Source organism: Burkholderia sp. F1 (assembly GCF_050813845.1).
In the GTDB taxonomy this organism is placed as follows: Bacteria; Pseudomonadota; Gammaproteobacteria; order Burkholderiales; family Burkholderiaceae; genus Burkholderia; species Burkholderia ubonensis.
Map to the genome: position 1 here is coordinate 77,175 of NZ_CP172422.1, position 15,049 is coordinate 92,223.

Below are 15,049 nucleotides of genomic sequence, written 5' to 3' on the forward strand. Positions count from 1 at the left end.
TTCAACCGAGGGCAATCCGCGTCGCGCCCGCATCGACGAGCCGGAACAGCAGATCCTCGACGGCCGTCCCGGGCGCCGAACCGAGATCCGCGTTGACGCGCCATCCCTGTTCGGTGCGAGCCGGTTCGGACAGGTAGTGAACGATGCCGTGCAGGCCGTCCTCGGCCGGCGCGTTCTCGTCGTCGGCGTCGAACCACGCGAAAAACCACGACTTGAATGCGTCGATCGCGGCGCGTTCGTCGAGGCCGTCGGCTTCGATCGTGGCCCAGTCCCACACGAACGGGGGGATCGACACGGCAGCTGTGTCGAGATCGAACGTGAACGGCTCGAAATCCAGTTGCGTGACCGAGTCGACCATCGCGGGCCGACCGGCCGATTCGCCTTCGGTCGGAATGGTGTCGGCCCGGCACGGCAGCGCCAGCGGCCCTTCGGTGGCCAGCGTGCCGTCGGCCTGCCGGTAGGCCGGTTCGACGTAAGCCGCCGATTGCGCGGCCGCTTTCGCGAGCAGGTCGGCATAGGGCTGGCGGATGGCGCGGAGCAGTTCGGATACGGTCATCGTGGCATGTCGGATGGGGCAGGGAATCAACGATCGCAGGAAGGCGACAGGCAGTTCGGCACCCGTGCGCCCTGCGTCGAACGACGGCGCGCGTCGGCACCGGACAGCCGTGATCGTACGGCACTTCGGCCGCGCGTGGACAGTCGGCCGAACGGTCAGGTCGCTCGCATGGCCTTGCGATACTCGATCGCCACGAAATGCGTGGCGCGAGACACGTGGGACCGTTTGAAAAAGGCGTTGGGTGGCGATTGAGTTTTTGCCGACCTGTCAGTTGGAGTCAACGTGACGGGATTTAGACGTTTACCTTCAAACAATGGAAAAAGCCTTCGGTCGCGCTCCTGTTGTGCTTCAATTAATCACGTTTGTACTCCTATTAAAATTGCATATTCAGAACGATCTCACATAAGGACTACCTCCGATGTCCTCCAAACGTTTCATGACCGGCGTGGCCGCCATGTCCACCCTGCTGGCCATCGCCGCGCCGTCGGCCAGCGCCGGTGCGCCGACCGTGTCCGATTCGTTCTACACCTATACCGGCGCCACGCCATTGGCATCGATTCCACCGGGCACGGTGCTCAAGACGCGGAACGTCACCTATCACGTGGCCGGCATTCCGACCGCGCTGACCGCCCAGCAATTGCTGTATCGCACCAACAACGCGCGCAACCAGCCTGTCGTCAACGTGACTTCGGTCATCCGGAGCGCGGTCAGCAACGGCCGGGCCATCTCGTACCAGTCGGCCTACGATTCGTTGAACCCGTACGACGAGCCCTCGCAAGTGATCGCCGGGGACCGGGATGTCACGAAGATCATCAACGTGGGGACCCTGCTCTACAGCGCGGAATCCATTCCGCTGTCGACGCTGCTGCTGCTGGGATACAACATCATCGTGCCCGATACGGAAGGCCAGACGGCGGACTTCGCCGCCGGCCCCGAATATGGCATGACGACCCTCGATTCGATCCGCGCGGCGCTCAATACGCCGTCGACCGGGCTGGTTCCGTCCAGCAAGGTCGCGATGATCGGCTATTCCGGCGGCGCGATCGCCACGAACTGGGCGGCGCAACTGGCGCCGAGCTATGCGCCCGAGATCAACAAGCAGCTCGTCGGCGCGGCGGAAGGGGGCGTACTCGTCGACCCCGCCCACAATCTGCGCTATGTCGACGGCGGCATCGTCTGGGGTGGCGTCGCCGCGGCTGCGCTCGCCGGGCTGTCGCGAGGCTATGACTTCGACCTGACGCCCTATCTCAGCGACACCGGCGTCGCCGCATTCAACGATATTCAGAGCCAGTCGCTCGCGTATATTCTGCCGAAGTACACGGGACTGCATTGGGGAACGCTGTTCAAGCCGCAATACGCGAACGACATCAACAGCATTCCGGCGTATGTGACGTATGCGAACAAGGTGAATGCCGGGCTTGCCGCGTCGCCGACGATCCCGATGTATATCGGCCAGGGAACGGCAGGCGTGCTGGACGGCACGTTCAGCAGCCAGGTGGGCGACGGCGTGATGCTGGCCTACGATGTGCGTGCCCTTGCACAGAAGTTCTGCTCGAGCGGCGTGCCGGTCGTGTACACCGAGTATCCGCTTGAACACGCCGGGGCCATCGTGCCATGGGTGGCCGGGATGTTGCCGTGGCTCTACGACCGCTTCGCGGGGAGAGCCGCACCGAGCAATTGCGCGCTGACGGCACTCCTGCCGAGCAACTCGCTGGCGCCGGAGACGCTGCACTAGGCGCGACGCGCGATGCGGTGAATGGCCGCCAGCGCATGGTTCATCGCGCGCTGTCTTGTTTTCGCTTGTTTTCGACAGGGACGGGCGATCCTCCGCGGATCGCCTTGTTCGTCCCGCGTCCGGCGCATGGCGCCCCGCTCACCGCCCGCCGCCGCCCGCGTCTCTGCGCCGCACCCCTCCGCCGCCCCGCCCGCGATCGCCGCTGTCATGGCCGAGTGCCATAATCGAGTCTGCTGACCATTCCAGAAGACGTCCCCCGGAGAATTTCCATGCAGAACCTCGACAATCCTTCACACGATCGCGAGGTCGGCGTCGCCGACGCGACGCAGGACACCACGCGCATCGACGACGTCCGGATCGGCGCCGTCCGCCCGCTGATTTCCCCGGCGCTGCTGCAGGACGAGCTGCCGGTGCCGGCCGCCACGCAGACGCTCGTCGAGGACACCCGCAAGGCGATCGGCGACATCCTGCACGGCCGCGACGACCGGCTGCTGCTCGTCGTCGGCCCGTGCTCGATCCACGACCACGACCAGGCGCTCGACTACGCGCGCCGCCTGAAGATCGCCGCCGACGCGCTGAAGGACGACCTGCTGATCACGATGCGCGTCTATTTCGAGAAGCCGCGCACGACGGTCGGCTGGAAGGGCTACATCAACGATCCGCGGCTCGACGGCAGCTTCCGCATCAACGAGGGGCTGCGCGCCGCGCGGCAGCTGCTGCTCGACGTCAACGCGCTCGGGCTGCCGGCCGCGACCGAATTCCTCGACCTGCTGAGCCCGCAGTACATCGCCGACCTGATCGCGTGGGGCGCGATCGGCGCGCGCACGACCGAGAGCCAGAGCCACCGGCAGCTCGCGTCGGGCCTGAGCTGCCCGATCGGGTTCAAGAACGGCACGGACGGCGGCGTGCAGGTCGCGTCGGATGCGATCGTCGCCGCGCGCGCGAGCCACGCGTTCATGGGGATGACGAAGATGGGGATGGCCGCGATCTTCGAGACGCGCGGCAACGACGACGCGCACGTGATCCTGCGCGGCGGCAAGAACGGCCCGAATTACGAGGCCGCGCACGTCGAGGCGAGCTGCGCGGTGCTGCGCGCGGCGGGGTTGCGCGAGCAGGTGATGGTCGATTGTTCGCACGCGAATTCGAACAAGTCGCACGAGCGGCAGATCGACGTCGCGCAGGATCTCGCGCGGCAGCTGGCGCAGGGGGAGCACCGGATCGTCGGCGTGATGGTCGAGAGCAATCTCGAGGCGGGGCGGCAGGACCTGAAGCCGGGCGTGCCGCTGAAGTACGGCGTGTCGATCACCGATGCCTGCCTGAGCTGGACGCAGACCGAGCCGGTGCTCGACGTGCTCGCCGAGGCGGTGCGGCATCGAAGGGTGTATTCGCGCAACGCGTGAGGCGAGGGCGGGCGAGCGTTGAGCATCGACGCTGATCTGCGCGCGTCGCCGCAGCGTTGCTGCGTCATGGTGTCCGATGCAGCGCCACGAGAGTGGCGCTAACATGGCGACAGTGTTGCGCCACGCGATGCGGCCGATCGGGCCTGCGTCGCGCACACGCAGCGGCGGCGCGGCCGGCCGCCGTTTCCACCGACGAAGCGCGCGGCGCCCGCCGAATCATCGCAGTGCTCGCGCCGCTTCGCTCCCGGCACCAACAACAAACCAACCGGAGTCCATCAGCATGGCTTTCCACAAGACTATCGTCGCAGTCGCGATCCTGGCATCGAGCATCGGCGCACACGCGCAGATCGCGGGCACGCAGCCGCTCAGCGTCACCGTCGAGCAATCGCAGGCGCTGCTCGAAGGCTGGAGCGTGAAGAAGAGCGTGCTCGGCAAGCATGTGTACAACGACCAGAACCAGAAGGTCGGCACGATTCGCGACCTGATCGTCGCGCCGGACGGCTCGATCTCCGCGGCGATCGTGTCGGCAGGCGGTTTCCTCGGCGTCGCCGCGCACGACGTCGCGGTGCCGATCGCATCGCTCGACGTGCGTGAAGGCAACATCTACCTGCCGGGCGCGACGAAGGAAGCGCTGAAGGCGACGCCGGCATTCCAGTATGCGAAGGTGCCGTCGCCGCCGAAGCCGAAGCAGGTCGACGAGAAGCATTGAACCCGATTCGCGGGTGACGCGGACGGCCCGGTGCGCAATGCACCGGGCCGTCCGCCGCTTTCGCTCACGCGTGGTCGCGACGTTTCATCTTCAGCACGCGCGAAACCTGGCCGGTCGTGAATCCGCTGTTGCGCACGAACTGCTGGTAGTCGAGCGGCATGGTCAACGACTCGCTGACGACGAACAGGCCGACGAAGCGAAACGCGTCGGTTTCCATCTTGATGAACACCGGAATCGCACCGCCCTGGTTGGCGAGCGTCCTGCCGGCGGCTCGCGCGGACGCGCTGCCGTCGCAGATGATGACGTCCGGCGCATGCGGATTGAGGTCCGTGCGCAGGCAGGCGGCGACGACCTTGCCGTTCTTCGTGGGCAGAAAGGCTTGCTTGCTGCCGCCGCAGGCCGTGTGGATGAATTCGCGGGTGTAATGCTTGTTGAGTTCAAACATGTCAAAGCTCCAGGGTCGTCAAATGCGAGGCATGCATACCGGCATGCCCGCGGATCGAATCGTCGGCGTCGTTCGACGCGCGCTCGAAGTCAGGCCGCAGTCAGGCCGGATTAGCAGGCGAAACCGCACGCTCCCGCGTGATCCACTCGGTCAGCATCCGCAGCATGTCCTTGCCTTTTCGCGTGATGGAGAATTTGGGATCGCCGTTGTCCCGATCGATGAGTTCCGCAAGTCCCGCGTCGCGGAGCATGGTCATGTCGAGCGTTCCCCGCTCGATCTCGATCGGCGCCTGTTCGAGCAGCATCAATGCCGCCATTTCATGTGCGCTCAGCCGCGGCATGCCGGCCGGCGCCGAAATTCCGTGAAGCTCGTTCATCAGTAATCCTTTCTTTAACCGCGCACGACACGCGTGCGGATCATGCCGTTCGCGATGCGCGAACGGAGCGATGCCTCGGAGGGCGGACGAAAGGCAAGGGGCTGCGTCGCGATGCGGGCGCTGCGTTCGCGGTGGCCATGCGCACGTGAAGCGTCTGGCATGGACCGCCTGAATCGCCGCGGCCCGGTCAACCGTGCACGCGCAAGAACGCTCGGGAGAGTAACGACGGATGCGCACCGCTCGCCTTTCGGCAAGACGATGGCTCAGGAAAGAGCAGGCGTCCTGCCTGTCAGGTGGGGAAGCGACTTGGGGGGCGAGGACTTCGGATGGTCATGTCACCAGCTCTCGATGGGATTACGCAAACATTCTAGTGAGTCGCCATCCGGTGGCAAGTAAAAAGGTTGTAAAGGGCGGCTCCCGAATCAGCTCACCTTACCCGCCGCGGCGCGCGACACCGATACGAAAAAAGCTCATCGCGCATTTCGAAGAACGCGGAAAATGTCGCGGCGCCGTTTGATTCATTCGAAGTTTCATTGAACAACAACAGCCGACTGCTCGTCGCAGGATCGGCAAATAAAGGTTGAACATCGAGCATGAAGACATTCGCCATTGGAAAGGGCCGATGGGGGCTCAGATACCACGACCTCCCGGGGAGGGGGATGCCGACACTGTTCATACACGGCCTGGGTTGCGCGTCCTCGTGTGACTATCCGGGCGTGGCTGCCGCCCCTGCGTTGTCAGGGCGTCGGATGTTGCTGGTCGATTTGCTCGGGTCCGGGTTCAGCGATCGCCCGACGGATTTCTCCTATACCGTCGAAGACCATGCGAAAACGATTGCGGCGCTTGCCGACCACCTGTCCTTTCCGGAGTTGAATCTGTTCGGGCACAGCATGGGCGGTGCGGTCGCCATCGTCGCGGCGGGTTTGCTCGGCCCTCGTGTGCGGCATCTCGTGCTCGGCGAACCCAATCTGGAGCCTGGCGGCGGCTTCTTCAGCAGCAAGATCGCTGCCCGGACGGAGCCCGACTATGTGCAGACGGGGCATGCAGAACTGATATCCGCTTCGTCGGGAGACGGTAGCGATGTGTGGGCAGCTTCGCTGCAGGCCAGTGCCCCCTATGCGGTGCATCGGGTTGCGGCGTCGCTCGTTGAAGGCAGCGATCCCAGTTGGCGGGACCAGCTCGGTTCGATGGCCATGCCGAGAACCGTCGTATTCGGCGAGCGCTCGCTCCCCGATCCGGATACCGGGCGTCTTGCGGCGGAAGGCGTGAATGTCGCGATCGTGGAGAATGCCGGCCATTCGATGGCCTGGGAGAATCCTGCGGGACTCGCTCAGGCTATCGGCGATTCGCTAGGGTAGGCCGCAGACGGGCCACGCGCCGCTTCCCTCAAGTTTCGTGTGACGAATGCCGTAATACGACTGTATGGAACCTCACGTTCAGCTGTCGCGGTTCGTTCACTAAACACACGGAAGCACGTCATGAAGATCGATTCCTCCCTGGTCGCGGGGCCGGCACAAGCCGCGGCAAACCTGACGGCCGGCGCAGCGGGCAATCAGCAAGCGACCGCCGCCACCGCGGCCGGCTCCACCGCATCGCCGAGCGCAGGCGCGAAGGCGAACGCCGCGCAGCCTGCGTCGGCCGACGGTTCCGCGCCGCTGGGCGGCGCGAACAGCACGGCCGAAGACCCGGCGGTCAAGCAACTGAAGGAGCTGATCGAGAAGCTGCAGCGGCAGCTCGCGGAGCTGGAAGCCCAGATTGCGAAGGCGGCCGAGCGGGCGAAGAAGGACCCCGCGGCCCAGATCGAACAGCAGGCGCTGGTCGCGCAGGCGGGCGAAGTGTCCGCCGCGCTGCAATCCGCGGTCGCCAAGATGGTGGAACAGCTGCGCAAGTCGTCGAGCAACCCCGCGGGTGGTCTGGTCTCGACGCAGGCCTGACGCGAAGCCGTTTCGGTTCACGCCTTTCGTTGCCCCGCCGGCGCGGCGTCGCTCATAGCGGATGCGCGGCGCCAGCCTGCGCCAGCAGCTGCACGGCGGCCGGGTCGGGCATGCCGTTGGCGTCGATCGCCCCTGCCGTCGCCAGCGCGACGAGGTCGCTGTCGACGCCGGGCTGACTGACCACGAACGGCGTCGTCAGGAACGCTTGCGTCGTCAGCTTGACGGCGTAGCGCTGCTGGAGATTCGCGACGACCGCCACCTGCGCGGCCTGCACGTCGGACTGGTTTTCCAGCACCTGCTGGACATGCGCGCTGTTCGGCAGGTTGGCGATCAGGCCGGCCGTGGTCGTGCCGAGCTGCGATGCGAGGTAGACGAGCATCAGGTCGGTCTCGGGCGTCGTATTGAAGGTGCCGCCGGCGAACGCGAGCGAATGCAGGGTCGTGCCGCCGGACGTCACGGTGAGCACGCACGGGAGCGTCGCGTTGAACGTCAGGCTGTAGTTCCCGCCGCCGTCCGACAGGGCGGAGCCCGAACCCTGCGCGCAGAGGGCTGCGACCGTCGCGCTGGCCAGCGCCGGGCCGGTGGCGGCCGTGCCGGAGACGGTGATGGTCTGCGTGCCGTTTCCGTTGAAACATCCATCGTTGAAGCCGAAGCACGCTTCGCCGCCGCACGCGGACAGCGCCGCGAGCGAAGCCACGCAAAGTGCGCCCAGCGCGGGGTGGATGACGCGCGCATCGTGAAGGTTCATGGCGGCTGCTTCCGACGATTGGAAGGGGAAGCGCCCGGCCGGGTGCACAGCGACGGCCGGCGCTGCGTTCAATTCTAGGTTCTATTCCGCGGGACTGCTTGCCGCCGCGAGCGGTTGATGTCCTGGTCGGCAACTGCCGAACGCACTCGACTACTGATTCCCGCCCAAGTGACCGCCCAAGCTCAGGCGACCTTCCTCGACCCACCCTTCGAAATCCTCCCCCGTCTTGCCGTTCACGTACATGATCTGATACCAGCCCTTGTACGGCTTGTAGACGGTCACGCTGTCGCCGGGAATGATGAAGGTCCGTTTGGTCATGCACTGAGCGTCGGGAGCCGAATGGAAGTAGGCGCGCCCTGATCCGATGACCGTCGCGGAAACCGGCGGCCTGAAATTGTCGTCGGGGCCCCCGGTCGCTTCGTTGAGTCGACGGCAATCCACCGGGCCTTTTGCATGGGCGTACATTGGAGCGATGCTCGCGCAAAGCGCGAAGAGGGTTCCCCACACGCTTTTCGGAATCTTTGTCATCGTGGTTCGTTATTAATGATGTGGTCACGACGATGCGCCGGCTTCCTGCCCGGCTCCGTGGTCGTCGTTCAATCAGTCGCCGATGGTCCTTGGCTCATGTCGGTATCTGCTGCGCTGATCCGCCGGCAGCACGCTGGCGAGCATAGCACTGCAGCACGCGCCGATGCGGCGGAAATTCAATCGCGCTTCACGAAGCGTCAGGCCGTGGCTGGCGCCCGACGGAAAATCGAGATCCTCGAAACAATAGCCATCGTCTTCGCAAAAACAGACCGCGCAGATTTCCCATTCACCCTGTTCATCAAGCGTGAGGAAATCGCAGCAAGGGCATTGCATTTCACGATTCGTTTCGATTTGGCGGCGCATGGCGCTATTCCCGTGATTCGGCTATCGTTTCCCGAGGCCTATCCGGGTGCGCGATTTCAGACGTGCATTTTCAGGCCGATTGTATTTCCGGTGGCCAAGGAACCAGCCGTCATTCCCGTCGATCTACGTAATTCTACGTAGCCATGCATACGTAATTATCCGCTTGTAAGCGGTCCCCCGAACGCGAATACTACGAGCCCATCATGCTGGCCTTTGCGAGCTCGGCATGACGTGCAATACCGACACACGAGCGCGCGGCGGCCCAAGCGCCGCGCGATATCAAAAACCACAGGAGACACCATGAATCGGGCTTCCAGCACCCTGATCTGGATTGCGGTCGCGCTATTGGGCGCGTTCGCGTTCGGCACCATCGCGCTCGCGCACGGCGAGCGGGTCAGCGCACTCTGGATCGTGATCGCCGCAGTCTGCGTGTATCTGATCGCGTATCGCTTCTACAGCCGCTTCATCGCCAGCAAGGTCATGCAGCTCGACGGGCTGCGGATGACGCCGGCCGTCCGGCACAACGACGGCCTCGACTACGTGCCGACCAACAAGTACGTGCTGTTCGGCCATCACTTCGCCGCGATCGCCGGCGCCGGGCCGCTCGTCGGGCCGGTGCTCGCCGCGCAGATGGGCTACACGCCCGGCATGCTGTGGATCCTGGCGGGCGTCGTGTTCGCGGGCGCGGTGCAGGACTTCATCGTGCTGTTCATCTCGACGCGCCGCGACGGCCGCTCGCTCGGCGATCTCGTCAAGATGGAGCTCGGCACCGTGCCGGGCGTGATCGCGCTGTTCGGCGCGTTCCTGATCATGGTGATCATCCTCGCGGTGCTCGCGCTGATCGTCGTGAAGGCGCTGACCAACTCGCCGTGGGGCACGTTCACCGTCGCCGCGACGATTCCGATCGCGCTGTTCATGGGCGTCTACACGCGTTACATCCGTCCGGGCCGCATCGGCGAAGTGTCGATCATCGGCTTCGTCGGCCTGATGGCGGCGATCGCGTTCGGGCAGAACGTCAGCGCGTCGCCGACGCTCGCCGCATGGTTCACGTTCAGCGGCACGCAGCTCACGTGGATCCTGATCGGCTACGGCTTCGTCGCGTCGGTGCTGCCGGTGTGGCTGCTGCTCGCGCCGCGCGACTACCTGTCGACGTTCCTGAAGATCGGCACGATCGTCGGTCTCGCGATCGGCATCCTGATCGTCGCGCCGGAACTGAAGATGCCCGCGCTGACGAAGTTCGTCGATGGCACGGGCCCTGTGTGGTCGGGCAACCTGTTCCCGTTCCTGTTCATCACGATCGCGTGCGGCGCGGTGTCGGGCTTCCACGCGCTGATCTCGTCGGGCACGACGCCGAAGCTGCTCGACAACGAAACCAACGCGCGCTTCATCGGCTACGGCGCGATGCTGATGGAATCGTTCGTCGCGATCATGGCGCTCGTCGCCGCGTGCGTGATCGAGCCGGGCATCTACTTCGCGATGAACGCGCCGGCCGCCGTGCTCGGCACGACGCCGGAAGCGGTCGCGAACACCGTCACGCAATGGGGCTTCATGCTGACGCCGGACATGCTCACGCAAACCGCGAAGGCTGTCGGCGAGACGACGATCATCGCGCGCGCGGGCGGCGCGCCGACGCTGGCGGTCGGCATGGCGCACATCCTGCACCAGGTGATCGGCGGCGAGGCGATGATGGCGTTCTGGTATCACTTCGCGATCCTGTTCGAAGCGCTGTTCATCCTGACGGCCGTCGACGCGGGCACGCGCGCGGGCCGCTTCATGCTGCAGGACCTGCTCGGCACGTTCCACCCGGCGCTCAAGCGCACCGAATCGCTGCCGGCGAACCTGATCGCGACCGCACTGTGCGTCGCGGCATGGGGCTACTTCCTGTATCAGGGCGTGGTCGATCCGCTCGGTGGCATCAACACGCTGTGGCCGCTGTTCGGCATCTCGAACCAGATGCTCGCGGCGATCGCGCTGGTGCTCGGCACCGTCGTGCTGTTCAAGATGAAGCGCGAGCGCTTCGCGTGGGTCACGCTCGTGCCGACCGTATGGCTGCTGATCTGCACGCTGACGGCCGGCTGGCAGAAGGTATTCGACGCGAACCCGAAGGTGAGCTTCCTCGCGCACGCCGCGAAGCTGCAGGCGGCGGTGGACGAAGGCAAGGTGCTGGCGCCGGCGAAGTCGATCGCGCAGATGAAGCGGATCATCGTCAACGACTACATCGACGCCGCGCTCGCCGGGCTGTTCATTCTCGTCGTGGTGAGCATCGCGGTGTATGGCGTGCTCGCGATCCGGCGCGCGCGCAGCGAAGCGAAGCCGACCGTGCGCGAGACGCCGTACGAGGCGATGCCGGCCGCGCAGGCGCTCGGCAGCGGACGCTAAGGGGAGGCCGCGATGTTCTCTGATCTCGGCAGTGATCTGCGCAGCGCGGGCCGCTACCTGGGGCAGGCGTTGCGGCTGATGGTCGGCCTGCCCGACTACGACACCTACGTCGCGCACATGCAGGCGACCCACCCGGACCGCGAGCCGATGACGTACGAGGAGTTCTTCCGCGAGCGTCAGAATGCGCGGTATGGGTCGGGGGCGGGGAAGTGCTGTTGAGCGGGCGGCGGCATGGACGGCCACAACGATGTGTTGCGGTGTGTACTGCGATGCATCGCTGAACGGGGCGGTGCCAAAACACTCCAGGCGATATGCCGCATTGGGTTCTTTGGATACCGCTGCACCGACCTCACTGGGGCAACCGGGCGATGGGGCCGTCGACTGACGGGCTGACAAAAATCTCAGAGACCCCGGTTATCGAGTTGGTCGGTGTAGCGGGCACGTCCAATTTCCAAGGAGAAGCGCAGTTTGGCCATTTCCCAATCCCGATAGCTAGTGGCCACTATTCTTCTCGCATCGCTTAAGTCGGACTGGCTTTTTAGCAATTCCAGCATCGAACCCACGCCATTTTTGTAGCGCGCCTGCGCGGCACGATAGGCCAGTTGTGCGTTCGAGCTGATTCTGTCTACGACCTCGATCTTCTTTGCCTTCTGTATCAGAGATTGCCTGCTGGTCCAGATTGTTGACTCGACTTCTCGCTCCACCTCCTGCAGTTCCATTTGCTTCTGATAGAGCTGTGCCTGTGCTGCAGCGAGTCCGGATCGTCGGACGAAGCCATCGAACAAGGGTATCCTGAGTTGCAGTCCAAGTGACCAGCCTCGTACGGTTTGCGCGACTGTCGACTGACTAGGCGGTGTGGCGTCGTGATAGGCGGATGCCACGAAAGCCAGGGTCGGCATGCTTTGCGCACGTGCCGCTGCTAGGTGGGATCGTGCCGCGAGAACCTCTTCCCGTATTCGCAGAACTCGTGGACTCTGGTGCACGTAATCGATATCCCATACGGGGCGCGCCAAAGCCTCACGGACGCTCGAAAGTGCAGCGGGCCTGTCGACAATGTCAGGGATGAAATCGCGACGTTGCCCGATAACGGTTGATATGTCGGCCAATGCAACTGCCAGATCGTTTTCCGCGTCTGGACGTTTCAGCGTCGCCTGATCACTGGCATTCTGCGCCAGCAGTTTGTCGCTGATCGAACCGGCGCCCTGAGACATCAACACATTCGCAATTTCAGCATTCTCAGATGCGTTTCGCTCAGACTCGACGGCTTCCCGCAGCAGCACCCGGGCGGCCTCGGCATTGAAATAGGTGTCGGCGGCAGCGATCAGAGTTTCGCGGATCACCTGCTCACGATCTAATGCAGCCGCTTCGATGAGGTGCACTGTCCGTGCAAGATTTGCCCTTCTGAGCCCGAAATCGTGCAACAGCCAATTGAGGGAAATGTTCAATCCGCTACTTCTTCCGTCTAGCGAGTAATTGTTGCGTGGGAAGTCGTTGAAATGGACACTTTTTCCAAATCTGTTGATGTTTCCGCCAAATGTAATGGTGGGCAGGTATGCGCCGACCGACTTTAATTTGCTGCCGTGGTGCTCCTGTACGATGCCATCGGCACGTTTCAATTTATTGCTCGAAAGAACGGCAAGGCAGAGAACATTGAGCAGATTGAGTTGTGTCTGAGGTGGTTGGGAAAGGCAGGCATGATCGCGAGGTGCTTGAGCGATGACAAACTCGGACGACTCGCTGGAGTCGATACCCGCTTGGTTGTTACCGTGCGCAGGATACGAGAATGCGGCTGCCAAAGTCGCGGACAAGCAGGACAGTACGCGCCTCGTCGCTTCGGGTCTTGAGTTGTTGGTGAGAAACATACGGAGCGAGGGTATCTTACAAAGGTGTTGACGCGGCCTTCTGGTTGCCGAGTTCGTGTGGTTCTCCCGCCCATGCCACGCGGCCGCTCGCTAGCAGGATGACTTTGTCCGCAGCCGCGATTGTTTCCGGGCGATGGGCAATCATCAGGCGGGTTATCTTCATTGCTTTGATTGCCGTCAGAATTTCAGTTTCTTTTTCCGTGTTGAGATGGCAGGTTGCCTCGTCGAGAAAAAGAATGGACGGCTTCTTGTAAAGCGCACGAGCGAGCAGGATGCGTTGTCTTTGTCCGCCGGACAGGGCATTGCCCATATCTCCTACCAGTGTGTTGTATCCCATAGGCATCAACGAAATTTCGCTATGCACGCCCGCTGTCGCAGCAGCAGAAATGATTTTCTCGCGATCAGGTGTTTGTTCAAAAAAACAGATATTGTCAGAAATGGAGCCCGCAAACAGCGAGTCGTCCTGCATGACAGTACCGATTGCATGACGGAGTGCATCGGTGCCGATCGAACTGATATCGGTGCCGTCGATGCAAACTTCGCCGCGAGTCGGCTTGAGGATGCCCAATAGAATGTTGAGGAGAGTGCTTTTGCCACACCCGGTTGATCCGATGAGGGCGACGCATTCCCCGGGTGCGATTTGAAAATCGACACCGACAAGGATGGTCGGTTCACCGTGTGCATATCGGAATTGAACTCCACGCGCTTCAATTGCACCTCTGAAGGTGCGTGGAGTGAACTCCTCTTGATCGGCGGCTTCCTCGATCGGATGCAGCACGATGTCTGCCAGACGCTCACCCTGCAGACGTAACAGTTTCAGTGAAAAAAAATTGTCGATCAGATTTCCGATTCTCGAGTTGAATTGGCTCTTATATGCTATAAATGCCATCAGCATGCCGACTGAAAGATGACCGTCGATGACCATATCGGTTCCGAAGAATAGGATCGCGATATTCTCCATGCCGAATAATATGCCGTTGGCCTGCTTGTATATGAGCTGCATTTTCTGCGAGCGCAGGCTGGCATTGACCTGATCGACTAGAAGGAAGGTCCAGGCCGCGCGCCGCTCCGCCTCGCGTTGAAACAACCGGATCGGCTTTATGCCGCGGATGGTTTCGAGAAAATGAGTTTGAGTTTTTGCGGATTTGACGATGATTTCGTGAGAAGCTGTCTTGAATGGTGCATACGTCGCCAACCTACCCGATCCGTAGAGAAGCATTGCAAATATGGCAATGGAAGCCAGTGGCGGACTGTAGACCATCATCATCGACAATGTGATGAGTGTCATGACACCATCCAGCACAGCCGCGAGGAAGGCGGTCGTAAGGGTTTGATGGATCGAATCGATCGATCCAAACCGGGATACAACATCGCCGACATGACGCTTCTCGAAGAATTGAATCGGCAGTCTCACTAGATGCTCGAAGACTCTCGTTTTCCATTGCAAGCTCAAAGTCGTACTCAAATGCATGATGCACCAGGACTGAACGGCGCTGACGCACTGTTGAACGATGAGAAGAATTGAGAATGCGATAGCCAGCGTCATGAGCAGCCCGCGGTCAGAACTGGTGAACACGTTGTCGACGACCCACTGAGTCATCAATGGGGTGAGAACAGAGAACACCTCGAGCACCAAGGCCAGCGTACAAATCTGAAAGAGCGATGATCTCAAGCCGCTGATTTTGCCTATCAGTTTCCGCAACTCGAGTTGAGGTATAGGAGCATTGGTCGTGAAATCGATCGAAGGCCAGAGCTCGAGTAGCACGCCGGTGAAATTCTTCGACGCTTCGTCAAGCTTGATTTCCCGAACACCTCGTGCGGGATCGTGGATAGTGATCGACCGCGTGCTGACCGATCGGAGTACAACAAAGTGATTGAACTCCCAATGCATGACGCACGGGACGCGTATTTTTGTGAGATCGTTCAAGTCTACGCGGAGCGCTCGGCTACTCATGCCAAGACGTCCGGCAATTTTGATGAGATGAGATAAGGTAGCTCCTTTGAGGAAACACTG

General features: G+C 62.5%; 15 protein-coding genes. 7 read left to right on the plus strand and 8 right to left on the minus strand.

The window, feature by feature from the left end; all coding sequences use genetic code 11:
- Position 1: 1 nt before the first annotated feature.
- Entirely contained in the window at positions 2–556 is a 555-nt protein-coding gene (locus ACFIMZ_RS19320; RefSeq protein ID WP_431823960.1) for a hypothetical protein, read from the minus strand.
- Positions 557–974: 418 nt separating this feature from the next.
- Here ACFIMZ_RS19320 and ACFIMZ_RS19325 point away from each other — a divergent pair, with 418 nt between their 5' ends.
- From ACFIMZ_RS19325 to ACFIMZ_RS19335, 3 genes are all read left to right on the plus strand, one after another.
- Positions 975–2,291, plus strand: coding sequence for a lipase family protein (locus ACFIMZ_RS19325; protein WP_431823961.1), 1,317 nt, complete (start codon positions 975–977; stop codon positions 2,289–2,291).
- Positions 2,292–2,560: 269 nt separating this feature from the next.
- Positions 2,561–3,691, plus strand: coding sequence for a 3-deoxy-7-phosphoheptulonate synthase (locus ACFIMZ_RS19330; protein ID WP_431823962.1), 1,131 nt, complete (start codon positions 2,561–2,563; stop codon positions 3,689–3,691).
- Between the two features lie 280 nt (positions 3,692–3,971).
- Complete coding sequence (locus ACFIMZ_RS19335) at positions 3,972–4,400, plus strand: PRC-barrel domain-containing protein (RefSeq protein WP_431823963.1); 429 nt, start codon at positions 3,972–3,974, stop codon at positions 4,398–4,400.
- Positions 4,401–4,464: 64 nt separating this feature from the next.
- On the opposite strand, the gene ACFIMZ_RS19340 is transcribed toward ACFIMZ_RS19335, so the two are convergent.
- Positions 4,465–4,845 carry a hypothetical protein gene (locus ACFIMZ_RS19340; RefSeq protein WP_431823964.1) on the minus strand — a complete coding sequence of 127 codons (381 nt, stop codon included), beginning with the start codon at positions 4,843–4,845 and terminating at the stop codon, positions 4,465–4,467.
- A gap of 100 nt (positions 4,846–4,945) precedes the next feature.
- Positions 4,946–5,221, minus strand: a complete 276-nt coding sequence (locus ACFIMZ_RS19345; protein ID WP_431823965.1) for a hypothetical protein — start codon at positions 5,219–5,221, stop codon at positions 4,946–4,948.
- A 659-nt stretch (positions 5,222–5,880) separates the two neighbouring features.
- On the opposite strand from ACFIMZ_RS19345, the gene ACFIMZ_RS19350 reads away from it, so the two are divergent.
- Entirely contained in the window at positions 5,881–6,579 is a 699-nt protein-coding gene (locus ACFIMZ_RS19350) for an alpha/beta fold hydrolase (protein WP_431823966.1), read from the plus strand.
- 120 nt (positions 6,580–6,699) lie between these two features.
- Positions 6,700–7,155 (plus strand): hypothetical protein, encoded by a 456-nt coding sequence (locus tag ACFIMZ_RS19355; protein ID WP_431823967.1) that lies wholly within the window; start codon positions 6,700–6,702, stop codon positions 7,153–7,155.
- Between the two features lie 52 nt (positions 7,156–7,207).
- Here the strand turns inward: ACFIMZ_RS19355 and ACFIMZ_RS19360 are convergent, their stop codons facing one another.
- The 3 genes from ACFIMZ_RS19360 to ACFIMZ_RS19370 all read right to left on the minus strand — a co-directional run bounded on the left by ACFIMZ_RS19360 (position 7,208) and on the right by ACFIMZ_RS19370 (position 8,794).
- Entirely contained in the window at positions 7,208–7,903 is a 696-nt protein-coding gene (locus tag ACFIMZ_RS19360; RefSeq protein ID WP_431823968.1) for a hypothetical protein, read from the minus strand.
- Positions 7,904–8,053: 150 nt separating this feature from the next.
- Entirely contained in the window at positions 8,054–8,431 is a 378-nt protein-coding gene (locus ACFIMZ_RS19365; RefSeq protein ID WP_431823969.1) for an SH3 domain-containing protein, read from the minus strand.
- A gap of 72 nt (positions 8,432–8,503) precedes the next feature.
- Positions 8,504–8,794, minus strand: coding sequence for a CPCC family cysteine-rich protein (locus tag ACFIMZ_RS19370; RefSeq protein ID WP_431823970.1), 291 nt, complete (start codon positions 8,792–8,794; stop codon positions 8,504–8,506).
- A 300-nt stretch (positions 8,795–9,094) separates the two neighbouring features.
- Between ACFIMZ_RS19370 and ACFIMZ_RS19375 the strand changes: the two genes are divergently transcribed.
- Both ACFIMZ_RS19375 and ACFIMZ_RS19380 read left to right on the plus strand, forming a co-directional pair.
- Positions 9,095–11,173, plus strand: a complete 2,079-nt coding sequence (locus ACFIMZ_RS19375) for a carbon starvation CstA family protein (RefSeq protein WP_431823971.1) — start codon at positions 9,095–9,097, stop codon at positions 11,171–11,173.
- A 12-nt stretch (positions 11,174–11,185) separates the two neighbouring features.
- Positions 11,186–11,392, plus strand: coding sequence for a YbdD/YjiX family protein (locus tag ACFIMZ_RS19380; protein WP_431823972.1), 207 nt, complete (start codon positions 11,186–11,188; stop codon positions 11,390–11,392).
- A 182-nt stretch (positions 11,393–11,574) separates the two neighbouring features.
- Here ACFIMZ_RS19380 and ACFIMZ_RS19385 read toward each other — a convergent pair whose 3' ends face one another.
- Together ACFIMZ_RS19385 and ACFIMZ_RS19390 are read right to left on the minus strand one after the other, a co-directional pair.
- Complete coding sequence (locus tag ACFIMZ_RS19385; RefSeq protein WP_431823973.1) at positions 11,575–13,035, minus strand: TolC family protein; 1,461 nt, start codon at positions 13,033–13,035, stop codon at positions 11,575–11,577.
- A gap of 16 nt (positions 13,036–13,051) precedes the next feature.
- Positions 13,052–14,989 (minus strand): peptidase domain-containing ABC transporter, encoded by a 1,938-nt coding sequence (locus tag ACFIMZ_RS19390; protein ID WP_431823974.1) that lies wholly within the window; start codon positions 14,987–14,989, stop codon positions 13,052–13,054.
- Positions 14,990–15,049 lie beyond the last annotated feature (60 nt).